This window comes from Dietzia alimentaria 72 (genome assembly GCF_000226215.1).
Lineage (GTDB): Bacteria > Actinomycetota > Actinomycetes > Mycobacteriales > Mycobacteriaceae > Dietzia > Dietzia alimentaria.
Genome location: NZ_AGFF01000023.1, coordinates 409,971 through 433,544, shown reverse-complemented (window position 1 = coordinate 433,544; position 23,574 = coordinate 409,971). Strand labels below are relative to the sequence as shown.

General features: G+C 66.3%; 20 protein-coding genes. 7 read left to right on the top strand and 13 right to left on the bottom strand.

What is annotated here, in order from left to right; genetic code table 11:
* Nucleotides 1–115 precede the first annotated feature (115 nt).
* Both ON04_RS11450 and ON04_RS11445 read left to right on the top strand, forming a co-directional pair.
* Complete coding sequence (locus ON04_RS11450) at nt 116–1,309, top strand: acyltransferase family protein (protein WP_238529303.1); 1,194 nt, start codon at nt 116–118, stop codon at nt 1,307–1,309.
* Between the two features lie 102 nt (nt 1,310–1,411).
* Nucleotides 1,412–2,203, top strand: coding sequence for a class I SAM-dependent methyltransferase (locus ON04_RS11445; RefSeq protein WP_010541758.1), 792 nt, complete (start codon nt 1,412–1,414; stop codon nt 2,201–2,203).
* Nucleotides 2,204–2,259: 56 nt separating this feature from the next.
* Here the strand turns inward: ON04_RS11445 and meaB are convergent, their stop codons facing one another.
* The 3 genes from meaB to ON04_RS11430 form a co-directional block, all read right to left on the bottom strand.
* Nucleotides 2,260–3,267, bottom strand: a complete 1,008-nt coding sequence (gene meaB, locus ON04_RS11440; RefSeq protein WP_010541757.1) for a methylmalonyl Co-A mutase-associated GTPase MeaB — start codon at nt 3,265–3,267, stop codon at nt 2,260–2,262.
* A 92-nt stretch (nt 3,268–3,359) separates the two neighbouring features.
* The gene (gene scpA, locus ON04_RS11435) at nt 3,360–5,648 is read right to left on the bottom strand and encodes a methylmalonyl-CoA mutase (protein WP_010541756.1); all 2,289 of its coding nucleotides are present in this window, start codon (nt 5,646–5,648) and stop codon (nt 3,360–3,362) included.
* Between the two features lies 1 nt (nt 5,649).
* Entirely contained in the window at nt 5,650–7,488 is a 1,839-nt protein-coding gene (locus tag ON04_RS11430; protein WP_010541755.1) for a methylmalonyl-CoA mutase family protein, read from the bottom strand.
* A 139-nt stretch (nt 7,489–7,627) separates the two neighbouring features.
* Here ON04_RS11430 and ON04_RS11425 point away from each other — a divergent pair, with 139 nt between their 5' ends.
* Nucleotides 7,628–8,263 (top strand): TVP38/TMEM64 family protein, encoded by a 636-nt coding sequence (locus tag ON04_RS11425; RefSeq protein WP_238529302.1) that lies wholly within the window; start codon nt 7,628–7,630, stop codon nt 8,261–8,263.
* On the opposite strand, the gene ON04_RS11420 is transcribed toward ON04_RS11425, so the two are convergent.
* On the bottom strand, nt 8,247–9,065 hold the full coding sequence (locus tag ON04_RS11420; RefSeq protein ID WP_010541753.1) for a DUF3097 domain-containing protein: 819 nt from the start codon (nt 9,063–9,065) through the stop codon (nt 8,247–8,249). The genes ON04_RS11425 and ON04_RS11420 overlap by 17 nt on opposite strands.
* Before the next feature lie 68 nt (nt 9,066–9,133).
* Here ON04_RS11420 and ON04_RS11415 point away from each other — a divergent pair, with 68 nt between their 5' ends.
* The gene (locus ON04_RS11415) at nt 9,134–9,943 is read left to right on the top strand and encodes a hypothetical protein (protein WP_010541752.1); all 810 of its coding nucleotides are present in this window, start codon (nt 9,134–9,136) and stop codon (nt 9,941–9,943) included.
* Here the strand turns inward: ON04_RS11415 and ON04_RS11410 are convergent, their stop codons facing one another.
* The 8 genes from ON04_RS11410 to ON04_RS11375 all read right to left on the bottom strand — a co-directional run bounded on the left by ON04_RS11410 (nt 9,944) and on the right by ON04_RS11375 (nt 18,130).
* Nucleotides 9,944–10,990, bottom strand: coding sequence for a ferrochelatase (locus tag ON04_RS11410; RefSeq protein WP_010541751.1), 1,047 nt, complete (start codon nt 10,988–10,990; stop codon nt 9,944–9,946).
* Between the two features lies 1 nt (nt 10,991).
* On the bottom strand, nt 10,992–11,822 hold the full coding sequence (inhA, locus tag ON04_RS11405; protein ID WP_010541750.1) for an NADH-dependent enoyl-ACP reductase InhA: 831 nt from the start codon (nt 11,820–11,822) through the stop codon (nt 10,992–10,994).
* 1 nt (nt 11,823) lies between these two features.
* Entirely contained in the window at nt 11,824–12,555 is a 732-nt protein-coding gene (gene fabG1, locus ON04_RS11400) for a 3-oxoacyl-ACP reductase FabG1 (protein WP_010541749.1), read from the bottom strand.
* Nucleotides 12,556–12,577: 22 nt separating this feature from the next.
* A complete protein-coding gene (locus tag ON04_RS11395; protein ID WP_010541748.1) occupies nt 12,578–13,558 on the bottom strand; it encodes a VWA domain-containing protein in 981 nt (326 codons plus the stop codon).
* Complete coding sequence (locus tag ON04_RS11390; protein ID WP_010541747.1) at nt 13,555–14,538, bottom strand: DUF58 domain-containing protein; 984 nt, start codon at nt 14,536–14,538, stop codon at nt 13,555–13,557. Before ON04_RS11390 ends, ON04_RS11395 begins: the two co-directional genes overlap by 4 nt.
* Nucleotides 14,535–15,599 carry an AAA family ATPase gene (locus ON04_RS11385; RefSeq protein WP_010541746.1) on the bottom strand — a complete coding sequence of 355 codons (1,065 nt, stop codon included), beginning with the start codon at nt 15,597–15,599 and terminating at the stop codon, nt 14,535–14,537. The genes ON04_RS11390 and ON04_RS11385 overlap by 4 nt, the downstream gene beginning before the upstream one ends.
* A gap of 137 nt (nt 15,600–15,736) precedes the next feature.
* Complete coding sequence (locus ON04_RS17225; protein ID WP_010541745.1) at nt 15,737–17,146, bottom strand: NlpC/P60 family protein; 1,410 nt, start codon at nt 17,144–17,146, stop codon at nt 15,737–15,739.
* A gap of 444 nt (nt 17,147–17,590) precedes the next feature.
* Nucleotides 17,591–18,130, bottom strand: a complete 540-nt coding sequence (locus ON04_RS11375) for an Rv1476 family membrane protein (RefSeq protein WP_010541744.1) — start codon at nt 18,128–18,130, stop codon at nt 17,591–17,593.
* Between the two features lie 241 nt (nt 18,131–18,371).
* On the opposite strand from ON04_RS11375, the gene ON04_RS11370 reads away from it, so the two are divergent.
* Both ON04_RS11370 and ON04_RS11365 read left to right on the top strand, forming a co-directional pair.
* Complete coding sequence (locus tag ON04_RS11370; RefSeq protein ID WP_010541743.1) at nt 18,372–21,185, top strand: aconitate hydratase; 2,814 nt, start codon at nt 18,372–18,374, stop codon at nt 21,183–21,185.
* Between the two features lie 94 nt (nt 21,186–21,279).
* Nucleotides 21,280–21,849: a TetR/AcrR family transcriptional regulator gene (locus ON04_RS11365; protein ID WP_029458295.1), complete on the top strand. Its 570-nt coding sequence runs from the start codon at nt 21,280–21,282 to the stop codon at nt 21,847–21,849.
* A gap of 25 nt (nt 21,850–21,874) precedes the next feature.
* Here the strand turns inward: ON04_RS11365 and ON04_RS11360 are convergent, their stop codons facing one another.
* Entirely contained in the window at nt 21,875–22,579 is a 705-nt protein-coding gene (locus ON04_RS11360; RefSeq protein WP_010541741.1) for a hypothetical protein, read from the bottom strand.
* 112 nt (nt 22,580–22,691) lie between these two features.
* Between ON04_RS11360 and ON04_RS11355 the strand changes: the two genes are divergently transcribed.
* A complete protein-coding gene (locus ON04_RS11355; protein WP_010541740.1) occupies nt 22,692–23,528 on the top strand; it encodes an aldo/keto reductase in 837 nt (278 codons plus the stop codon).
* Nucleotides 23,529–23,574: the final 46 nt, after the last annotated feature.

The window sequence follows — 23,574 nt, the reverse complement described above, 5'->3', positions numbered from 1 at the left end:
ACGGTCCGCAGTGTCTTCTGCTCGGTCGTCGGTCCGCCGACGGGTCCGTGGATTCGCTTACGTCGCGCCAGGCGGCGCGGGTCAGGGCGCGGGTCCGGCGTCGGACGACGGGACCGTGTCGGGACGACTAGTCGGTGGCACCGGTTTTGACCCCCGTGCAGCGAAGGCGGGACTGGCGCCGAGCCGGCCCGTCGGTGCGAAGGGCTTCGTGCCCGCGCTGGAGGGCCTTCGCGGTCTCGCTGCCGTCGGCGTGCTCACCACTCACGTCGCGTTTGTCACCCGCTCATCGAGCGGGTCACCGATCAAACGGATCTTCGGCCGTCTCGATCTGGCGGTCGCGGTGTTCTTCGCTAAGTCCGGCTTCCTGTTGTGGCGGTCCCACGCCGATCACGCACGTCGGGACGAACCGGGAACGGCCCGCCCCACCAAGGAGTACCTGCGCTCTCGGGTCGTCCGCATCATGCCCGCGTACGCGGTACTGGTCGCGGCCGCGATGCTGCTCCTCAAGCAGAACCACGTCAACGGCCCCGTATCCTGGATCGCCAACCTGACGCTCACGCAGATCTACACTTCGAATTTTCTCGTCGCAGGGCTCACCCACGCCTGGTCGCTGGCCGTCGAGATGGCCTTCTACCTGGCGTTGCCAGTTCTGTGGACCGCCATGAAGGATCTTCGCGGGAATGCAGCCCGCTGGCGAATCCCCGCAATCGCAGCGTTCGGTGCATCCGGACTCATCTTCCCGATGATCCCCTGGAACAGCATCGGTCTGCTCCCGGCAGACATCAATGCCCAGATCCTTCCGCCGTCCTTCACTGCATGGTTCGCTGCGGGCATGCTGCTGGCAGAGGTGGCCACCGCGCCGCCCGGAACGCTCGTCCGGATGTGCCGCGAGACGCTCTCCCGGTGGGGCTGGTGGAGTGTCGGCGGCGCGGCCCTGGTGGCAACGACCGTCCCCGGATGGTTCTCCGAGGGGTTTGTGCACCCGGGTTCGATCGAATTCGCCGCACGCACCGGGCTGGCCGGAGCCATGGCGTTCTTCGTCCTCGCGCCGGTGGTGCTCGCTCCGGAAGGCGCACGCTTCCCTATTCTGGAGTCGGAGCCCCTGCAGAAGGTAGGCCGGTGGTCGTACGGGATTTTTTTATGGCACCAGCTGGTGCTCCTGGCGGCGTTCCCGCTCACACGTACCGCGCTCTGGGACCGTCGGATGGGCGTGATCTGGCCGGTCACCGTCGCGGGTTCCCTCGCCGCAGCCATGGCTAGCTACAACCTTCTCGAGGAGCCCGCTCGCAAAGCGTTGGAGCGGCGCTGATCCAGGAGAACTCGGGGCGGGTATTCACATGAATTAACTGCAAGCGTAGCCTTACCTAAGTAGACGCCAGGTCGATGCGTGCCACCGAGGTAAGGAACTGCCATGACCACCAGCCCGCTCCCCCAGCACGAACGTGACACAGAGTCCGTCGCCGGACATTGGCTCCTTGCACGGATTGGCAAGAAGGTCCTGCGCCCGGGTGGTCGCGAGTTGTCAGAATGGCTTGTGACCTCCACTCCGATCAGCGGCAAGCGCGTGGTCGAGTTTGCCCCGGGGCTCGGACTCACTGCCGCGCTGTTGTTGGACACCGACCCCGCCTCGTACACGGGTGTGGACGCCGACCCCGAGGCTGTGGAGGTGACTCGGGAAGCGATCGGAGCCCGCGGCGAACTCGTGGTGGCCACCGCACAGGAAACTGGTCTGGGCGACGACTCCGCGGACATCCTCATGGGCGAGGCCATGCTCACGATGCAGGGTGATCGGGCTAAGCAGCAGATCGTGGCAGAAGCGGCCCGGGTGTTGGAGCAGGGTGGGCACTACCTCGTCCACGAACTGTGCTTGGTGCCGGATGACCTCCACGACGACATCAAGATGCGCATCCGCAAGGATCTCGCCCGCTCGATCCGTGTCAACGCCCGGCCGCTCACTCTGAGCGAGTGGACACAGTTGTTCGACGAGGCGGGCTTTGACGTGGAGAACACCGAGCTGCGGCCCATGGCGCTCCTCCAGCCCCGCCGACTCATCGCGGACGAAGGACTCGGGGGCGTGGCCCGCATAGTCCGCAACCTTATTCGCGACGCCGACGCACGGAAGCGCGTTCTGGAGATGCGCAAGACCTTCATAACCCACGATCAGCACATGAGCGCCGTCGGATTCGTCCTACGTAAGCGGTGAGTGCTCGCCCTGATTAGGTCTCGGGCGCGGTTGCAGCAGAGGTGGGCGTCCGGGTATCAGGAATCAAAGGCGTCGATAATCGCCTGCGCCGCGAGCGCCGCGGTGAGCGTGCCCTCCCGCACCTGCTGCTCCACCTCGGCAGTGACCCTGCGAACGTCGGGGTCGGCGGCCAGACGTGCCATGAGCGTGTCGTGGACCATCGATCGGGTCCACTCGACCTGCTGATGAGCACGCCGGGCCTCGACCTCGCCGATCTCGTTCATCGTGTCTTGATGGGAGCGCACGGCGTCCCAGAAGCCGTCCAGGCCCTCGGCCTCGAGTGCGGACATCGTCAGCACCGGGACCTTCCACACGGCGTCCGTCGGCCGGACCAGGCGCAGCGCGGCGCCGAGCTCGCGGGCGGCCCGCTGGGCGTCCTTGACGTGCGGCCCGTCGGCCTTGTTCACGGCCACCACGTCGGCCAGCTCCAGCACGCCCTTCTTGATGCCCTGGAGCTGGTCGCCCGTGCGGGCCAGAGTGAGGAATGTGAAGCAGTCGACCATCCCGGCGACGGTCACCTCGGACTGCCCGACGCCGACGGTCTCGACGAGGATCACGTCGAAGCCGGCGGCCTCCAGCAGCACCATCGTCTCGCGAGTTGCTTTTGCGACGCCGCCGAGCGTGCCTGAGGTCGGCGAAGGCCGGATGTAGGCCCGCGGTTCGGTGGAGAGGGTGGCCATACGGGTCTTGTCGCCGAGGATGGAGCCGCCGGTGCGGGTGGAGGACGGGTCGACGGCGAGGACCGCCACCTTGTGGCCCTTCTCCACCAAAAAGAGACCGAAGGACTCGATGAACGTCGACTTGCCGACACCGGGCACACCGGTGATGCCGATTCGGAGGGCCCCGCCGGCGTGAGGCAGTGCGCCCAGAAGGAGTTCCTGGGCCTTTTCCCGGTGTGCCGGATTGGTGGATTCCAGGAGTGTGATGGCCCGCGCCAGCAGGGGCCGCCGGTCATCGAGGACTCCCTCGAGCAGTGCGTCCACGTCGATCTCGCGCCGTGGCCGTGTCCCACCTGACGCCGGCACAGGTCCTGCGACGGAACCGGTGCCGAGCGTGGTCGACAGACTGCCCGACAGGTTGCCCGACCCGGCGGGGTCGGGGCCGGCGCCGAGGCGGCTCAGGACTCGGCCCCCGAGCCTGCCCCCTCATCCGAGGAGACCGACGACAGGTCGTGCCCGAGCTCCCCGGCGAGCGAGTCGAGGAGGCTGATGGCGGCCTCGGAGATCACGGTGCCGGGCGGGTAGATCGCTGCCGCTCCCGCGTCGTAGAGCTCCTGGAAGTCGCCTGGTGGGATCACACCGCCCACCGTCACCACGATGTCCTCGCGACCGACCTCCGCGAGCGCCGCACGCAGCGCTGGAACCAAGGTGAGATGGCCCGCCGCGAGCGAGCTCACGCCCACCACGTGGACGTCGGCGTCGGCCGCCTGCTGGGCGACCTCCTGGGGGGTCTGGAAAAGTGGACCCATGTCGACGTCGAATCCGAGGTCGGCGAACGCTGTGCCCACGACCTTCTGCCCGCGGTCGTGACCGTCCTGGCCCATCTTGGCCAGCAGGATGCGGGGACGCCGCCCCTCTTGTTCGGCGAAGGCGTCAGCCATCCGCATGGCCTTGGTGACGTTGTCCACGGCACCCTCCTTGGTGACCTCCTGGCGGTACACGCCCGACAGGGTCTTGATCTCGGCCTTGTGTCGACCGTAGACCTTTTCGAGCGCATCCGAGATCTCGCCGATACTCGCATAAGCGCGGGCGGCGTCGATAGCCAGCGCCATGAGGTTGTTGTCCGGATCGCTGCTCGCACCACCGGACGCCGCCTCGGTGAGTCGGGTGAGTGCGGACTGACACGCTTCCTCGTCCCGCTCGGAACGCAGCTTGTCCAGCTTTGCCAGCTGCTCTGTGCGAACACGGGAGTTATCGACCTTGAGGACCTCGATCTCCTGGTCCTCGGTCACGACGTACTTGTTCACGCCGATCACGGGCTGGCGCCCCGAGTCGATACGCGCCTGCGTCCGAGCCGCGGCCTCCTCGATGCGCAGCTTGGGAATACCTTCGCCGATCGCCTGGGCCATACCGCCGGCCTCATCGATCTCGAGCAGGTGTAGGCGAGCCTTGTCCGCGAGCTGCGCGGTCAACCACTCGATGTAGTACGAGCCGGCCCATGGATCAATGGGACGAGTGGTGCCCGACTCCTGCTGCAGCAGGAGCTGGGTGTTGCGCGCGATGCGCGCGGAGAAGTCTGTGGGCAATGCCAGCGCCTCGTCGAGGGCATTGGTGTGCAGCGACTGGGTATGACCCTGCGTCGAGGCCATAGCCTCGATCGCGGTGCGGGCGACGTTGTTGAACACGTCTTGGGCGGTCAGCGACCAGCCTGAGGTCTGCGAGTGCGTACGCAGCGACTTGGACTTGGCATTCTTCGGCCCGAACTTCTCGACCAGCTCGCTCCAGAGGAGACGTCCTGCACGGAGCTTCGCTATCTCCATGGAAAAGTTCATCCCGATCGCCCAGAAGAAGGACAGGCGGGGCGCGAACTTGTCGATGTCCAGGCCCGCATCCAGGCCGGCGCGGAGGTACTCGACACCGTCGGCGAGCGTGTAGGCCAACTCCAGATCTGCCGTCGCACCGGCTTCCTGGATGTGGTAGCCGGAGATCGAGATGGAGTTGAATCGAGGCATCTTCCGCGAGGTGTACGCGAAGATGTCCGAGATGATCCGCATGGAGGGCTTAGGCGGATAGATGTAGGTGTTGCGGACCATGAACTCTTTGAGGATGTCGTTCTGGATGGTCCCCGCGAGCTGCTCGGGAGAGACACCCTGCTCCTCGGCGGCCACTACGTAGAAGGCAAGGATCGGCAGGACGGCGCCGTTCATCGTCATGGACACCGACACCGCGGACAGGTCGATCCCATCGAACAACTCACGCATGTCCAGAATTGAATCGATGGCGACACCCGCCATCCCCACGTCGCCGGCTACCCGCGGGTGGTCGGAGTCGTATCCGCGGTGCGTGGCGAGGTCGAACGCCACCGACAGTCCCTTCTGGCCGGCGGCGAGGTTGCGCCGGTAGAAGGCGTTGGACTCGGCGGCCGTGGAGAATCCCGCGTACTGGCGAATGGTCCACGGCTGATTGACGTACATCGAGGGATAGGGGCCGCGGAGGAACGGTGCGGCACCGGGCACAGTGTCCAGCGGGAAGGGGGTGACCTCGTCGCCGTCGTCGGTCGCGGCGGTGCCTGCCTCCACACCGTCACGGTCCGCCTTGGTGTAAACGCGCTTGACGTCGATGCCCTCCGGGGTCTCCCAATGGGGTTCGGCGGCGATACCGTCGTCGACCACAGCGGGAGCAGCGTCCGCCGAGGTGTCCTCAGAATCGCGGAGTGGAGCGGTGCTGAAATCAGGGAAGGTCGTCATCTCACTTCACTCCCAGCTGGTCGAGAAGGGTGGTCAGGGCGGCCACGGCGTCGATGCCGAGGCCCAGGTATCCGTCTGGGCGGTCTGTGGCATCGGAGGGGAAACCCTTCTCCGTACCTGCCAGGTACACCGTTGAGACACCGGAATCGCGCAGGGCGCGTACCGCATCAGATCCCTCGGACGCGTAGCGCTTGTCGGAGCCACACAGAACGGCGATCTCCTCGCCCTCCCGGGCGCGATCGTACTGTTCAGCCTCGGTTGCGCCCGGGTTCCTGGCCTCGATCCCGCCGGCGGCGAGAAGGTTGGACACAAAAGTGACGCGTCCCGTGGTCTCCGCCTGCGGACCGAGACCGGCCACCAGAACGACGGGACGCGAGCCCGTGGCTTCGAGGTGTGCGTCGGATCGGTCACGCAGGTCTTCGAATGCCCGGCCGTAGCGGTACTCCTCGCCGCCTCGACGAGAGGCGTCCAGGGCCGGTTCGGCGAGGTTGGGGAACTCGGAAACACCCGTGACAGGCGCCGTGCGGTGCGCGATATCGGCGTCCCGGGCCTCGCGGACACGGGCCACTGCATCGGATAAGGATCCCGAGGCGATGGCGGCGGACAGCCCTCCCTCGGCCTCGACTGATTGGAGGACCGCCCACGCGGAGTCGGCGAGTGCGTCGGTCAGAGACTCCACGAACCAGGAACCGCCCGCGGGGTCCACCACGTGGCCCAGGTGCGACTCCTCGAGTAGGAGCAGCTGGGTGTTTCGGGCGATGCGGTCGGCGAACGAGCGCGAGGTGCTCTCCAGGCCGCCGGGCACCGAGGCATCGAACGGCAGGACGGTGACGGACGTCGCGCCGCCAACACCTGCACCGAACGCGGCCAACGTCGTGCGCAGCATGTTCACCCAGGGGTCGCGGCGGGACATCATCGCGGATGAGGTGACGGCGTGCTGGGCAGCACCACCGGCCTCGGGGGCCCCTAGCAACTCGGCGACTCGGGCCCACATGAGCCGGCCCGCGCGGAACTTGGCGATCGACGCGAACTGGTCGTCGGTGGCGGCGAGACGGAACGAGACCTGGCGGAGCGAGTCCCGGACGGGCAGGCCCGTGGCAACGAGGGCACGTACGTACTCCAGCCCGGCGGCCACCGCATAGGCCAGCTCTTGGGCGTCTCCGGCGCCGTCGGCGTGGAAGACCGTGCCGTCAGCGACGAAAGTCCGGACTGTCTCCTCCCGCTCGGAGACCTGCGCGGCGAGCCGGACCGCGGAATCGATTTCGATCGAGTCAGTCCCCGCATAGGTCGAGGTCACGGGTGTGGCGCCGAGGTCGGCGACGACGGCAGAACGATCGGTCACCCCGTCGCCGGCGGCTTTGCGATTGTCGAGAAGCGTGAGGTAAGCCTCGGCCACCTCGATGAGGTCGGTCCCCGCGTCGAAGGTGACGGGGGCGAGATCGAGGTAGACGTCTTTGAGGACGGTAGCGACATCGGCGGCTCCGACGGCCAGCCACAGGGCTGACGCGCCCTGCTCGAGCAGATCCAGCACCGCGAGGTTGGCCTGAGACGCGTCTCCGTCAACTTGGATGCGCGACGACACATGCCAGCCGTTCTCCGGTAGGCCCGACCGGTCCCCGCCACGCACGTACGGAAAGCGCCCCGGAGCGGGACGCTCGGCGACCTCGTCGGCACGCGTGTAGAGCGGGTTGATCTCTATGCCGTCACGCGTTGTCGCCACGAGTGAGCGCCAAGCGTCCTCCGGCATATCGGCGGGATCCTTGCGGGCGGCCTTCGCGAGGACGGCTCCCACAGAGGCGTACCAGGAGTGAAGGTCTGGACCTGTGGTCGGACTGGTCACCGGTACCTCGTTCTCTTGTGGAGTGAAGGGGGTCACCCCCGGACTCTAGTCGAGCGTGCGGGGCGCCTGAAATATGGCCGTGCGTCGCGAGGGCTGGGCGCGGAGCGATAGACATACGACTACGGCTACAGTCGTCCCGGTGCGGAACCGGGTTATGGCGTGGGCGGCAGCAGTCGTGCTGGTCATCATTCTGGCAACGCTCGCGCCTACCCCCGAGCTTGAACAGTTTCGCGAATGGACCGCGCAACTCGGGCCGTGGTTCCCGTTGGTGTTCTTCGCGGCCTACGCGATCGTCACCGTCACGCCGATCCCACGGTCCACGTTCACCTATTCGGCGGCGGTGCTGTTCACGCCGGCCGTGGCCATCCCCTGGTCGCTCGTGGCCACCGGGGTCGCAGCGACGATCGCGTTCGTGGTGATCAGACAGCTGGAGCACGACCGGACCGCCGCGCTGAGAGCGGATCCGCGGGTTGTATCAGTCGACGCGCGCCTGCGTCGACGAGGGTGGTTGTCGGTGGGGAGTCTGAGACTCGTGCCAGCTGTGCCGTTCTCGGTGGTCAACTATGCCTCCGCGCTGACCTCGATCCCCTACTCGCAATTCCTCCTGGCCACGCTGATCGGGAGCGCACCGGGAACGGTGGCGGCAGTCTATCTGGGAAACTCGCTGACGGAAGGCGATGGCACGGCCGCATTGTGGGCTACTGGTGGTTTTGCTGCTGTGGGCCTGGTCGGGATGGTGCTGGACGCCAAGCTCCCGCTCAGGCCGGTTCCGTGACGAAGTCCACCAGCCTCTCCACTGCCCCCAGCAGTGCTGGCTCGACGTCGCGATAGGAACTCACCGAGGCCAGCACCTTACGGAAACCGTCCACCGGTTCTCCCCAGCCCAGGCGCTGGCAGATGCCGGTCTTCCAGTCCTCACCGCGCGGCACCACAGGCCATTCGTCGATACCCACAGCAGAGGGTTTGACCGCCTGCCAGATATCCACGTAGGGGTGGCCGGTCACGAGGACGTTCTCGCCCAGCCCCGCGACGATCCGCGATTCCTTACTACCCTCCACTAGGTGGTCCACCAGCACGCCCAGACGGGCGTCGGGGGTCGGATCGAATTCATCGATCAGCGCTGAGAGATCATCGATCCCGTGGAGCGGCTCCACCACGACTCCCTCGACGCGGAGATCGTGTCCCCAGATTCGCTCGACCAGCGCGGCATCGTGTATCCCTTCCACCCAGATGCGTCCCGCCCGAGCGGCCCGGGCCCGCAAGCCGTCGACCTTCCTCGATCCCGACGCAGTGATCGTGGGCCCCTTCGCCGCCGGGGCCGGCTTCTGCAGTGTCACTGGTGATCCGTCGATGAGGAACGCCGACGGGGTCATGGCGAACAGTCGGACCCGTCCCCGCCGATCCTCGAGTTTGACGAACTCGCCGTCGTAGGACCGGTCGAACCCCACCACCGCGCCGCAGAAGCCGGTCTCGGCGTCCTCCACTACGAGGTCGCGTTCGGCGTCGACGACGGGCACCTGCGGTCGGCGACGTCGCGCGGTGCCGGAAAGGATATCGGAGCCGTACATGTCAGCCATGGCGAACAACGCTAGCCGGACCTGCGCGTGGGTTGGCGGCGGCGCACCGGCCGGTAGGATGGATTCTCATGTCCCGTCCCCTCACCAGTGACACCGTGGTGTCCTCCGCTTGGACGCTGCCGCTTCATCTCCTGCAAACCGCATGGGCCGACCAGCCGTTCGACACCCTGACTGATCACGTGTCGGGGCTGGCGGAGTCTCATCTACTGGAGATCAGCGGTGAGCCCGTCGCGATGCTCGACGGCGTCTCCCCCGCCGCGGGTCCCGTCGGACTCCTGCCGGGCTTGGTCACCACGCTGCGCAGAGCCGGTGGTTCCCATCCTGCGCAGGAAATTCTTTCGCTTCTCACCTCGGCACCCGGGGACTCTTCCAGCATCCCGGCGGTGCCTTCGATTCGTTCGGACGTCACCAATGCCGGGTGGGGTGTGCTGGTCCGTGATCCGGACAACCGCCAGGCGGTAGCACTGACGTGCACCCGGCCGCACGAGGACGTGTTGAGATGGCGCGCCCGGGGCGTGGTCGACTGCCCTGTCGCTCCACAGCCGGATGGTCCCTCCCGGGCGCTGGCGGGTTTGGGGCAGGCCGTGGTCGATGCCGCGGAGTTGATAGAACAGACGGCGGTGCACACCGGCTCAGTCGCGCGAGTGGATGTGCACTCCCACGTCACTCGTCTACCCGCGGGGCTACCCGCGAGGGTGCTCGAGTTGGTGGATCGTATCGATCGCGTCGAGGCAATCCTTTCAGTCGCTCTGACCCGGCCAGGAATCGGTGTCGACCCCGCCACCCGCGAACCCGTACTGCGACGACTCGTCTCGGTGAAAGACGCAGCGCGCCGTGCCGTGGTAGCCGCCTCGGGCGAGGCCGCGCTCCGCTCTTAGCTAACGGGAACAGCAGCCTGTCGCGCAGCGCGTTCCGTCACGATTACAGCCGAGCGCGGGCACCGTTCCCGGGCGGTCCTGTTGAACCCCGCTCTCGACCTCCTCGAGTAGCTCGAGGATCATCTTCGTGAACTCCTGACTCGGGCCGGGGGTGGCCACGCGTGTCACCGTCACGCCGAGCTCGCGGACCTCGTCCACGAGTTCGGTGTCGAGGTCCCAGATCACCTCGACGTGGTCGGAGATGAAGCCGATCGGCACCACCACCACATGGCGCAGGTCCTGCGTGGTGGCGAGTTCGCTGACATGGTCCACCACATCGGGTTCCAGCCACGGAACGGTAGGAGGGCCGGAGCGCGACTGCCACACGAGGTCGTAGTCCTCGGCGCCAGCGGCTTCGGCTACCAACCGTGCGGCCTCGGCCACCTGCCGGCTGTATAGATGGCCCCCGAGTTCCGGTGGTCCCGCGACCGCGTCCGCGGCATCCGGGACGGAGTGGGCGGTGAAGATCACCCTCGCGTCCGACGGAGCGGACTCGACCGCCCCCCGGAGGTCGGCGGCGAAGCGCCGTATGAACAGTGGGTGGTCGTAGAACTGTCGCATCCTGGTCAAGGTCGGAGCACCCTCGACCTGAGTGATGGCGCGAGCGATATCCTCCTGGTATTGCGCGCAACCCGAGTATCCGCCCCAAGCGGACGTTGCGAACACCGCGGCGTTCCGGACACCGTCCGCGGCCATCTGCTGGACTGCGTCCTCCACCATCGGGTCCCAGTTGCGGTTGCCGAAGTAGACCGGTAACTGCCGTCCGCGGTCCGCCAACTCGGCTTCGACGTTCGCGATGATCTCGCGATTGAGGTCATTGATCGGACTGCGTCCGCCGAGGTGTCGGTAGTGGGTCGCCACCTCTTCCAGCCGCTCGGGCGGGATGCCTCGACCACGCGTCACGTTCTCGAGGAACGGGATCACGTCGTCCTGCCCCTCGGGTCCGCCGAATGAGAGCACCAGCAGTGCGTCCACCGGACCGTTACCCACGTGTGAACCCTTCGTCATTTCAGGCCTCCTGACTACTGAACGCGACGGTCCCGGCGCCGCCGTCGGCGTAGATCACCGTGCCGGTGGTGGCGGACATGAGGTCGGACAGCAGGGCCACCGCCGTGGTGGCGACGGAGGTCGGGTCATTGACGTCCCAGCCGAGGGGTGCCCGCCGCGCCCATTCGTCCTGCATCTGGTCCAACTCCCCGCCCGGTCCGAGGGCGTCACCTGCGATTGCTTTGGCAGCGAGCGTCTTGACCGGTCCTGCAGCGATCAGGTTGGACCGCACGCCGTCCGGACCGAGATCGCGGGCCACGTAGCGGTTGACTGCTTCCAATGCGTTCTTTGCGACCGACATCCAGTTGTAGAACGGCATCGAGGACCGGGGATCGAAGTCCAGGCCGATGATCGAGGCACCGGGATTGAGCATCGGACGTACGGCCTTGGCCAGCGAGGCGTACGAGTAGGCGGAGACCTCGAGAGCCACTGCGACGTCCTTCCAGGGGGCGTCGAGGAAAGGATCGCCGAGGCAGGCCGGAGGGGCGAAACCGATCGAATGCACCACGCCGTCGAGTGAGTCGGTGTGTTCGCGGACCCTGCCTTCCAGCGCCGCCAGGTCGTCGTCGCTCTGGACGTCCAGTTCGATCACGGGTGGTCGGACTGGAAGTCGCTTAGCGATGGCTTTGACCAACGAGGGCCGGCCGAACGCGGTGAGGATCACCTCCGCTCCGTGGAGCTGGCAATGTTTGGCGATATGGAACGCGATCGACGCGTCGGTGATCACGCCGGTGACGAGAATCGTCTTGCCGGCCAGCAGGCCGCTGGTGGTGGTGTCGTCGTTCTGGCTCATCTCAGTGCCCCATTCCCATTCCGCCGTCGACCGGTAGTACCGCACCGGAGATGTAGCCGGCGTCGTCGCCGGCGAGGAAGCTCACGGCCCCGGCCACGTCAGCCGCGGATCCCTGTCGTCCGAGCGGAATGGCCGCCACGGCGAGCTCGCGTGTCTTCTCGTCCAGACCCGCTGTCATGTCGGTGTCGATGAAACCAGGGGCCACCACGTTCGCGGTGATGTTGCGTGAGCCGAGTTCACGAGTGAGTGAGCGCGCCATGCCCACGAGCCCGGCCTTGGAGGAGGCGTAGTTGACCTGCCCGGCGGTGCCCGACTGTCCCACCACGGAACCGATGAAGATCATGCGACCAAACTTTGCTCGCAGCATTCCGCGCGAGGCCCGCTTCGCCACCCGGAACGCACCGGCGAGATTGGCCTCGACCACGCGCGTGAACTGGTCATCCTTCATCCGCATCAGCAGGGTGTCGTCGGTGATGCCGGCGTTGGATACGACCACCTCGACCGGCCCGTATTCCGCCTCGACGGCGCTGAACGCCGCGTCGACGGACTCGGGGTCGGTGACATCGCACTCGACGCCGAAGAGCCCGTCGGGAGCGCCGGACCCACGATGGGTCACGGCCACCCTGTGGCCGTCGGCGAGGAGTCGTTCGGCGACGGCGCGGCCGATCCCCCTGTTGCCTCCGGTCACGAGGACGGTTCGGGCTGTGGCGGCACGCGTGCTCTCGGAAACCATGGGTCCACCCTAGCGACCCGGGTCACGGGATCCGACGGTGCGCCGCCAGCGATCCCGCCGCTGCCAGCATCGCTAGCAGCGATCCGATGATGAGCCACGGCCGGGAGGCGTCGGCCTTCTTCAACTCGTAGCCGATCTGCTCCTCCAACGTGCGGTAGACGGAGTCGAGCTCTTCGAGGCTGGAAGCGGTGAAGAAGTCGCCACCGGAGAGTTCGGCGATCGTGCGAAGTGACGCGTCGTCAACGGGGACGGGTTGTGGGCGTCCTTCGATATCGACCGTGCCGTAGAGGGTGCCGAAGGAGATAGTCGAGACCGGGATGCCCGCTTCCTCCGCGCGTTCCGCAGCGGTGAATGCGCCGCGTTCCTCCGTGGGATCAGCTGGGACGGTTTCTTTGCCGTCGGAGAGCAGAACAATGCGCGCGGGAGGCGCCTGGTCAGGTCCTCCGAGGCTCTCGGTGAACGTCGTGATGGCCTGCGTGGCGGTGTAGATCGCCTCGCCGGTGGCGGTGCGCTCGTCGAGCTTGAGCCTGTCGATTGCTCGCACGACGGGGCCGCGGTCCGTGCTGGGCGCGACGAGCATCGACGCGGTTCCCGCGTAGGACACCAGCCCAAGATTGACGCCCGGGGTGAGATTGTTCGCGAACGTGGTGGCGGCCTCTTGAGCGGCCTCGAGGCGGGAGGGGGCGACGTCGGTGGCCTCCATGGACAGAGAGACGTCGACGACGAGCATGACGGTCGCCCGGTTCCGTGGGACCTTCTGTTCCCTCTGAGGGCCGGCGAGCGCCACCACCAGCGCGAGCAGCGACACCACCAGGAGCACGGCAGGAACGTGAGTGAACCACCGCTTCCCTGGCCGGTCGATCGTCCGGAGTACCCCGAAGTTGCCGAAGCGGACGGTACGTCGCTTCTTCGAGCGCAGCGCGATCACGTATCCCACGGCGATGGCCACCGGCACCACGAGCAGGAACAGCCAGTACGGGTGCTGGAATTCCGACAGGCTCACCGGCTGGTCACCTCCGCGGGGTCGCCGGCGTCGTCAGGCAGGCCCTTGGCAAGTGAGTCGCCGGTCGGATGGCCGCCCTGTCTGCGAACTCCGACGAAGTCGATGACATCGCGGACCCAGTCCCGGTCCGTCCTCAATGCGAGGACGGGTGCGCCGCTGCGGCGCAGGGCCGAGTGTACGGTGACGCGATGGTCCTCCGCCGCGCGGCGGTAATCCGCGGCGAGCGCATCGTCCACGTCCAACTCGAGTACTTCACCGGTGGCAGGGTCTTGCAGCAGGGCCGAACCGACAGCGGGCAGGGCGATATCGAGCGGGTCGGCCACGTGGACGGCCAGGAACTCGTGGCGAGCTCCCAGGACTCGCAGTGAGCGCTCCCAGGTCACGTCGGCGAGGAAGTCGGAGATCACCACCACCAGTCCATGTCGGCGTGCGGCATTGCGTACGGAATGCAGACAGGCCTCGAGATCGCCGCCGGCCGAAACGTGGGCCTCGGAACGGGACACCTCCTCGAGCAGACGTCGCACGTGGTCCCGCCCCCCTGTGGCGCGAAGGACCCTGGGCCGTCCGTCGCCGGTGATGACCATGCCCACTCGGCTTCCGCCGCCAGCGGACAGGAATCCGACGGTGGCCACGGCGGCCTCGACGAGGCGGCGTTTGGTGCCGTACCGACCCTGCACGTCCAGGGTGGGTGAGAGATCGACGACTATCCATGTCTCGAGTTCACGGTCCGCGATGGTCTGGCGGATGTGGGGTTCCGTGGTGCGGGCGGTCACGGACCAGTCCATGGAGCGCACATCGTCGCCGGGCTCGTATGCGCGCGCCTCCCCCGGTTCGGTACCCGGGCCCGGAAGCAGCCCTCGATGATCCCCGTTGAGCACACCGTCGAGTCTCCGGGTGACGAGTAGTTCGAGTTGTGCCAACGCCGCTGGTGATGTCGCTTCGACCGGGCCTGCGCGTCGGCCTTCGTCCGCGGTGGTCACGGGGTGGGCGGCGGGCCGGTCTGGGCGGGAACAGCGCTGATCTGCGGAAGCGGCACAGCCTCGAGCACGCGCCGAACAACGGAGTCCGCGGTGATTTCGTCCGCCAGCGCATCGTAGGTCAGGACGAGGCGATGACGCAGGACAGAAGGAAGAACATCCACGACGTCCTGCGGGATCACATAATCGCGACCTCGGACGAGCGCGAGAGCCCGCGCTGCGGTCACGGCGCCCAGGGTGGCACGCGGTGATGCGCCGTAGGACAGCCACCGCGCGACATCCTCCAGACCGTGACGGGCGGGCTCCCGCGTGGCCACGGTGACGCGGACGACGTAATCGACGAGTGCGTGGTGGACGAACACCTCGCGAACGGCATTCTGCAATCTTTCAAGAGCATCCACACCGAGGATCTGGCCGGGCTCCGGGGGCGTGGATCCCATCCGGTAGACGATCTCGCGCTCCTCCTCCGGACTCGGATAGTCCACGATGAGCTTGAAGAGGAAGCGGTCGCGCTGTGCTTCCGGCAGCTGATAGACGCCTTCGCTCTCGATCGGGTTCTGGGTGGCCATCACAAGGAACGGTGACGGCATCGGGAACGTCTTGCCCCCGATCGAGACGTGGCCTTCCGCCATGACCTCGAGCAACGCCGACTGAACTTTGGCCGGAGCGCGGTTGATCTCGTCAGCCAGTACGAAGTTGGCGAGGATAGGCCCCAGTTCCACCTCGAATTCTTCGCGACCCTGGCGGTAGATGCGCGTGCCGACGATATCGGCGGGAACGAGATCCGGGGTGAACTGAAGTCGGTGGAAACTCCCTCCCACGACTTTCGCGAACGTTTCCACGGTCAGAGTTTTGGCGACTCCCGGGACCCCCTCAAGGAGGATGTGCCCTCGCGAGAGCAAACCAACGAGGATCATCTCGATCAATCGGTCCTGACCCACCACGATCTTCTTGATCTCGTACACGGCGCGCTCAAGCAGCCGAGCGTCCTCCGCGGCGGACGAGACATTGACCTCGGGGGCGGCGCCCGCGTTGGACGCCTGTTCGTGGGGTGGATAGCTCACCGCGGAGAGCTCCTTCGCGTGGTCGGGTGTGTAGGTCGGCCACTACGGTCGGACCGACGTGACGGACTGGGCACGACAGTACCCGGGGTACCGGCGTGTCCGGCCCGGCCACCGTCTTCGGTGGCCGGGCCGCTCGGTTACACCAGACGAACCACCATCGGCATGACGCCGGCCATGCGGACGGGAGAAATCTTGACGACATCTCCGGACTGGGGGGCCTCGATCATTTTCCCGTCACCGAGATAGAGGGCAACATGCCCCGGCCAGAACAGCATGTCGCCCCGCTTGCGCGAAGAAACAGGAAACTGCGGGCCCGATGTGTACTGGTAGCCGGTGAAGTGCGGCAGCGCCTTACCGACCCCCGCGAATGCATAGATCATCAGACCGGAGCAGTCGAAGCCGATCTTGTTGTAATCGCCGTGACTGTCCGCCACGCCGCCGTCCCGAATTCCGCGGGTGGGACCGTTGGCGTCTCCCCCGCCCCAGGCGTAGGGGGTGCCGAGCTGGGACATTGCTCGGTTGATCACGGTTTCCACGCGAGAAGAATTCGACGGGTTTCCTGTGTCTCCCCCGCCTCCGCCGCCGCCCTGGCCCGTTCCCGTTCCCGGACCTGCGGGACTCTGACCGACCGAGCCGAAGTCGGCGTTTCCTATCGCGTCTGTGACCTGCTGGACGATAGCGTCGGTGTCGCCGCTGACGCCCGCATCTACAGCCGCGCCAACACTGCCGGCGTCAACCGTGCCGCCGATTGCGTTGACCGCCCGATCCGAAGATCCGCCCGCGAACTGGCGAACCTGTCCGAGGTCCAGATGTGCTGGCAGTGCCAGAGCGATGTCCGCCGCCTGTTCGCGTGCCTCGGGCTGCGAGGCCAGATTGCGCACTGCCTGCTCACGCATCGCGTCGGAGGCGTCGGCACCAGTGTCCGGCGCCGGGGGGTCGACCACGGTCGGGCCCTCGACCCCGGATTCCACCAGAGCGGCCCGGTGATCGTCGAGTTCGCGGGTGAGCGTCTCGATTTCGCCTTCGAGAGCTGCAACCTGGAGAGAGACCTCAGCGACCTCGTCCTCCGCTGAATCACGACGCGCTGCGGCGTCGGAATAGCGTTGCTGCGCCGCCTCCCGTGCGTGTTCGGCCTCGGACTCCCGTTGGGTCGCGGCTTCTACCGCTGTGGTCATCTCGCCGACAACCTGACGCTGGTCCACTGCCGCCCGCTGGAGGAACTCCTGTCGACGCGCGGACACGGCGGGCCCGCCCGGGTCGAGTATCGCCGAGGCCGCACCTGGTGCCGTTCCCTGCTTATGAAGGAGCCTGGAGTAGTCATCGAGCGTGCTCCGGGCAGATTCCACCCCGGATTCCGCCTCTTCGCGCTCCCGCGTGGTGCGGTCCGCGTCGGCGATAGCCCGGTCCAGGTCGATGCGCGCCATCTGCAGATCGACGAGAGTCTTGTTGACGCCCTCGCGCTTGACCGCGATGTCCTGCCTGGTGGCGTCGAGACGGGCGGCGGCGTCTGCCACCGCTCGGATCAACCCGCTGACGTCGCCCGGCATGACCGCCGGGACCTCCTGCGCCGACGCTATCGGGATATGCACCGCGCCGGAAGCAGTTCCCAACACCAACGCCACCGCGAGGGTTGCGCGCCCTGAGGCACGCCCGGTGGTCTTGCGTTTACGTGCCCTGAGGGCACGGCGTGACAAATGGTCAGGCTCCACGTTTCACCTTCCGCTGACCGCACGAGGGTGCGGCTGTCCGCGCGTCCGCACAGCGGGACGCGTGACCGAGCAGGTGAGTGTGCTCCGGTGATGCCTTCCCCTGCGCCACTGGAGACTCTTACCTACTCGGCAGAACCTACGGTTCCTCTAGCACCGTAGGTCACAGCGAACACATCTGAAACATCGATCGGCAAAATACACTGCTGTAACTTGATTAACGCCTGTTACTTACGGCGTGTCGCAATGCGTGGGCGGTGGCCTAGTAGGTCTGGTGAAGCAGGATCAGCGAGTGCGGCGGCGGAGAGCCACGGCAAATGCCGCTACCGCGATAATCGCCAAAACCAGAGTGATCGCGCTCAGTGTTCCCCACGGGGGCGCGGGTGCCGTGACCTTGTGGGCGAAGACTGCGGCCGAGGCGACCGGGTCGAACTCCTCCCACGCGTCGTCCTGGCCTGTTTCCAGTTGGTGACGGGCAATCGCGTCGCTTGATGAGCCGATGAACGCCGGTGTGCGGACGAAGATCGTGCCGTCGTACTCCTCGTTGAGGAAAGCGGCGAGGTCGCGGGCGTCGGTGTATACGGCGGCGGGGGCCTCCGTGTAGACCACCTTGAGGTCGAGGCCGCGGTCGGCCGCTTCGTCCACGACTGACCGGAGGCCCTCGACGAACGGCTCGGGAGCCGAGACGCCGTCGTCCGCCAGGTCGTCGACCACCGCCTGGTAGTCGAGCCAGTTCGGGAAATCGCCGTCTCGGATGGACACCACGGGTTCGGCCTCGTGCGCCAGCATCGTCACGGAATCATCTGTGGTGTCCACGGCGGACATAGTGCCATCTTGTCGTCGTCCCGTTTGTTCGTACGCGCCGGAGGGTTTGATTACCGCGGTATGGCCCCCACCTTCGGGCGTGCCGGACGGTATACAGAACGGACGTACTGGTAAATTGGTCGTCGCAACCGGATGCGAGGGTCCACAATGGGCCTTGTGTCCGACCCGGCGTTGCCGTCCGGCACGGGTGGCTGAGCCGGGAGGGACGACAAACCGACAAGACACCACGAGTGGAGCTGACGTGACAGCAAGCAATGACAGCTTCGGCGCAAAGGGGACCCTAGAGGTCGGCGGCGAAGCATACGAGATCTACCGACTCTCAGCGGTCCCGGGAGCCGACAAACTCCCCTATTCGCTCAAAGTCCTGACGGAGAATCTGCTTCGTACCGAGGATGGCAAGAACGTCACCAAGGGGCATATCGAGGCTCTCGCCGGATGGGACCCGAACGCCGAGCCCGACACCGAGATTCAGTTCACGCCTGCCCGCGTGATCATGCAGGACTTCACCGGCGTTCCCTGCATCGTCGACCTCGCCACGATGCGCGAGGCCGTGGAGACCCTCGGCGGCGACCCGAACAAGGTCAACCCGCTGGCTCCTGCCGAGATGGTCATCGATCACTCGGTCATCATCGAGTCCTTCGGCCGCCACGACTCTTTCGAGACGAACGTGGAGATCGAGTACCAGCGCAATGAGGAGCGTTACCAGTTCCTCCGTTGGGGCCAGGGCGCCTTCGACGACTTCAAGGTCGTCCCCCCGGGTACCGGCATCGTGCACCAGGTCAACATCGAGTACCTGGCGCGCACGGTCATGGTCCGGGGCGGTCAGGCTTACCCCGACACCTGTGTAGGCACCGACTCGCACACCACCATGCAGAATGGTCTCGGCGTCCTGGGCTGGGGCGTCGGGGGCATCGAGGCAGAAGCCGCGATGCTCGGCCAGCCGATTTCCATGCTCATCCCGCGCGTCGTGGGATTCAAGCTCACCGGCTCGATCAAGCCCGGCGTCACCGCGACCGACGTCGTGTTGACGATCACCGAGATGCTGCGCAAGCACGGCGTCGTGGGCAAGTTCGTCGAGTTCTACGGAGCCGGTGTCGCGGCTGTGCCGCTGGCCAACCGCGCCACCATCGGCAACATGAGCCCGGAGTTCGGCTCCACCTGTGCCATGTTCCCGATCGACAGTGAGACCATTGACTACCTGCGCCTGACCGGCCGCGACGAGGAGCAGCTCGCTCTGGTCGAGGCGTACGCCAAGGAGCAGGGCATGTGGCTCGCCCCGGAGGGCCCCGAGCCGGTCTTCTCCGAGTACCTCGAGCTGGACCTGGGCGACGTCGTCCCCTCGATCGCCGGCCCGAAGCGCCCGCAGGACCGCATCGAGCTCTCCGATGCCAAGAGCGCGTTCCGCAAGGACATCCACAACTACGTGGACGCCGACATCGACAAGCTCGGCACCCGGGAGGGTCGCCGGATGCAGTCCGAGGGCGGTGCACCGTCCGCTGCCACTGGTGGCGCCCGACTGTCCTTCGCCGACGACGGCTCCGTGCGGGCCGATGCGTCGGTGGGTGCAGAGGGGCGTCCGTCGCAGCCCGTCGAGTGCAAGGTCGGCGAGAACGAGATGGTGCTGGACCACGGCATCGTCTCCATCGCCTCCATCACCTCGTGCACCAACACGTCCAACCCGTCGGTCATGATCGGTGCCGGCCTGCTGGCACGGAAGGCCCACGAGAAGGGTCTGACCGCCAAGCCGTGGGTCAAGACCTCCATGGCCCCGGGTTCGCAGGTCGTCACCGAGTACTACGAGCGCGCCGGTCTGTGGCCGGACCTGGAGGCCCTCGGCTTCCACCTCGTGGGTTACGGCTGCACCACCTGCATCGGTAACTCCGGCCCGCTTCCGGAAGAGATCTCCGCGGCGATCCAGGAGCACGACCTCACCGCGACCGCCGTTCTGTCCGGCAACCGCAACTTCGAGGGTCGGATCAACCAGGACGTCAAGATGAACTACCTGGCGTCCCCGCCGCTGGTCATCGCCTACGCGATCGCCGGCACGATGGACTTCGACTTCGAGACCGACTCCCTGGGCCAGGACAAGGACGGCAACGACGTCTTCCTCGCCGACATCTGGCCCACGGGCGAGGAGATCGAGTCGACCATCAAGGCCTCGATCTCCTCCAACGAGTACAAGTCCAAGTACGCCGACGTCTTCGCGGGCGACGAGCGTTGGCGCGGGCTGGCCACTCCGGACGGCAAAACCTTCGAGTGGGACGACAAGTCGACCTACGTCCGCAAGGCTCCGTACTTCGACGGAATGGAGATGGAGCCGGCACCCATCGAGGACATCTCGGGCGCCCGCGTCCTGGCCAAGCTCGGCGACTCGGTCACCACCGACCACATCTCGCCGGCCTCCACCATCAAGCCGGGTACCCCGGCTGCGCAGTACCTCGATGCCAACGGGGTCGAGCGCAAGGACTACAACTCGTTCGGCTCGCGTCGTGGCAACCATGAGGTCATGATCCGTGGCACGTTCGCCAACATCCGTCTGCAGAACCAGCTGCTCGATGGAGTGACCGGCGGCTACACCCGCGACTTCACCCAGGATGACGCGCCGCAGGCGTTCATCTACGACGCCGCCCAGAACTACGCCGAGCAGAACACCCCGCTCGTCGTGATCGCGGGCAAGGAGTACGGGACCGGCTCCTCGCGTGACTGGGCAGCCAAGGGCACCCGACTGCTGGGAGTCAAGGCGGTCATCGCCGAGTCGTTCGAGCGTATCCACCGCTCCAACCTCATCGGCATGGGTGTCATCCCGCTGCAGTTCCCCGAGGGCGAGTCGCACGAGACCCTCGGCCTGGACGGCACGGAGACGTTCGACATCTCAGGCATCACCGAGCTGAACAACGGCACCACGCCCAAGACGGTCAAGGTCGTGGCCACCAAGACGGACGGCTCGAAGGTCGAGTTCGACGCCGTGGTGCGCATCGACACCCCCGGCGAGGCGGACTACTACCGCAACGACGGCATCCTGCAGTTCGTCCTGCGGAACATGATCAAGGGCTGATCACCCTCACCTGACGGCGGTGTGCGGATCTCCCAGCTGAGGCCGGGAGAACCGTGCACCGCCGCGGTGTATCGGTAGGAAGGTTGTTCTGAAGATGCCCAGGGTCAGCCAGGACCATATGGACGCCCGGCGCCACCAGATCTTGTCCGGGGCCCGCGAGTGCTTTGCCGAATTCGGCTTCGAGGGCGCCACCGTGCGTCGACTCGAGGAGACCACCGGACTGAGTCGGGGCGCGATCTTCCACCACTTCGCCGACAAGGACGCATTGTTCCTCGCCCTGGCGGACGACGACGCGGCCGCTATGGCGGAGACGGTCGCCGAACAAGGACTGGTCCAGGTGATGCGGGAGATCCTCGCGGATCCCGAGGAATTCTCCTGGCTCGGCACCCGCCTCGAGATCGCTCGCCGAATCCGCACCGACCCCGTGTTTCGTGAGCGGTGGACGGACCGTCAGGCCGAGGTGGACGCCGCAGTCGTGGCGCGACTGCGAGAGCAGAAGACCTCGGGGAGAATGCGCACCGACATCCCGGCGGACGTGCTGCGCGTGTATCTCGACATCGTGCTCGACGGTCTCATCACCCACCTGGCGACCGGGCGCGGGACTGAACACGTCAGCGAGATGTTGGACCTCGTCGAGAATTCGCTGCGCACCGCCAGTTCGTGACATGAAACCCGGGTGAACTCGACGACTACGGACAGTGGACGGTGAAATTCCAATCGGTGCCCTGGATTGGGGCGATCACTTCGACCTGAACGGATGTGGAGCCGCCCGGCGGAACATGGACGTCGACCCAGCGGTCGCCGCGGGTGCTCGTCGCGGGGTCCACAAAAATTCGCTTGCCCTCGTAGAAGACGCTGACGGTGTCGGGGATGTTGTAAGTCTCGTAGCGGAGACGTAGGACGGTCGGACCGGGGCGACCCAGTTCCACCCGTCGGTTGACGCCGCCGAAGCCACCGGATTCGCTGAGGTCATTGCAATACTGCAGCGGGGCACCGATCGCGTTGAACTGGCGCCAGACGTCGTCGATGGTGGCCTGGCCCGCTATGGCCCGCATAGCGGTTTGGGCGAAGTCATTTAGACCTCCGGGCAATCCTGCGAGAACCGCGAACGCTCCCGTATCGAACGCGCTTGACATCGAGTCGACCATCTGCATTGCGTCCGGGTCGCCGTTGGCCACCTCGCCGAGGCTGCCGAGCAAGACACTGATGTTTCCAAGGTTGCCAGTGCCGCCTTGCAGCTGTGTACTGGTGTCGAGCAGGGTCAGACTCGAATCGATGGAGCTTCCGGTCTCTCCTTCCTGCGCTTGGACAGGACCGCCGGAAACCGCCAGGACGGTGGCGGAGGCCACTGCGACGGCGGTGGCTTTTGTCAGTTGCGTGCGGAAAATGTTCATCGTGGGCTCCGATTCGGCTCAAGCGGACAAGGTGTGCCTACCGAGAATAAATCGGCTCTCACCGTTCGGCTGTCGGCCAAACGGATGATTTACTCAGCGTAGGGTCGCGTTCATGGATACCCCGATACTTCCCACAATTGACCTATCCGACGGCCGGGCAATCCCCCAACTCGGTTTCGGCACCTTTCAGATTCCGCCCGCGGACACCGAGAAGGTCGTTTCCGACGCCATCGCGGCCGGATACCGCCATCTGGATACCGCCCAGATGTACGGCAACGAGAAGGGCGTGGGGCGGGCGGTCGCGGCCTCCGGTGTCCCCCGCGACGAGTTCTGGATCACGACCAAGCTCAACAACTCCTTTCACGTGCGCTCCGCCGCGCGGGAGGCAACCGAGCGATCGCTCGAGGCCCTCGGAGGCCGGATCGATCTGTACCTGGTGCACTGGCCTCTGGCGATGCACGACGACGTCGCGCGGGTGTGGGAGGTGATGGAAGAGATCAAGGCGGATTTTCCCGTCGATTCGATCGGTGTCTCTAACTTCACCTCGACGAACCTGGCGCGACTGGCAGAGGCGGGGCTGAGCACCCCGACGGTCAACCAGATCGAGTCCAACCCTTACTTTGTCAACGACGATCTCCGTGCCGCCTGCGTCGAGCGGGGCATCGCCGTGGAAGCGTGGAGCCCGCTCGCGCAGGGCTCGGTCTTCGGGGACCCGCAGTTGGAGGCAATCGCAGAGCAGGTCGGTCGTACCGTCTCGCAGGTGGTGCTGCGCTGGACGTTGCAGCGCGGTGACATCGTGTTCCCCAAGTCCTCGGCGCCCGAGCGGATGCGCCAGAACCTTGAGGTGTTCGACTTCGAGTTGACCGACGACCAGATGGCGTCGGTGTCCGCCCTCCACAACGGCACCCGGTCGGGCCCGGACCCGGACGTCTTCGACTGGCGCGGCTGAGGCGGTAACCCGGATTCCCCTCTGCGCGGGCCTCGTCGCTCATAGA

Excerpts from the sequence above, each read along its gene's own strand:
- inhA (WP_010541750.1), bottom strand. The coding sequence starts at position 11,822 with ATGAGCCAGAACGACGACACCACCACCAGCGGCCTGCTGGCCGGCAAG.
- ON04_RS11415 (WP_010541752.1), top strand. The coding sequence starts at position 9,134 with ATGTCCCGTCCCCTCACCAGTGACACCGTGGTGTCCTCCGCTTGGACG.
- ON04_RS11355 (WP_010541740.1), top strand. The coding sequence starts at position 22,692 with ATGGATACCCCGATACTTCCCACAATTGACCTATCCGACGGCCGGGCA.
- ON04_RS11445 (WP_010541758.1), top strand. The coding sequence starts at position 1,412 with ATGACCACCAGCCCGCTCCCCCAGCACGAACGTGACACAGAGTCCGTC.
- ON04_RS11375 (WP_010541744.1), bottom strand. The coding sequence starts at position 18,130 with ATGTCCGCCGTGGACACCACAGATGATTCCGTGACGATGCTGGCGCAC.
- fabG1 (WP_010541749.1), bottom strand. The coding sequence starts at position 12,555 with ATGGTTTCCGAGAGCACGCGTGCCGCCACAGCCCGAACCGTCCTCGTG.
- ON04_RS17225 (WP_010541745.1), bottom strand. The coding sequence starts at position 17,146 with ATGCCGGGCGACGTCAGCGGGTTGATCCGAGCGGTGGCAGACGCCGCC.
- ON04_RS11360 (WP_010541741.1), bottom strand. The coding sequence starts at position 22,579 with ATGAACATTTTCCGCACGCAACTGACAAAAGCCACCGCCGTCGCAGTG.
- scpA (WP_010541756.1), bottom strand. The coding sequence starts at position 5,648 with ATGACGACCTTCCCTGATTTCAGCACCGCTCCACTCCGCGATTCTGAG.
- ON04_RS11420 (WP_010541753.1), bottom strand. The coding sequence starts at position 9,065 with ATGGCTGACATGTACGGCTCCGATATCCTTTCCGGCACCGCGCGACGT.
- ON04_RS11410 (WP_010541751.1), bottom strand. The coding sequence starts at position 10,990 with ATGACGAAGGGTTCACACGTGGGTAACGGTCCGGTGGACGCACTGCTG.
- ON04_RS11365 (WP_029458295.1), top strand. The coding sequence starts at position 21,280 with ATGCCCAGGGTCAGCCAGGACCATATGGACGCCCGGCGCCACCAGATC.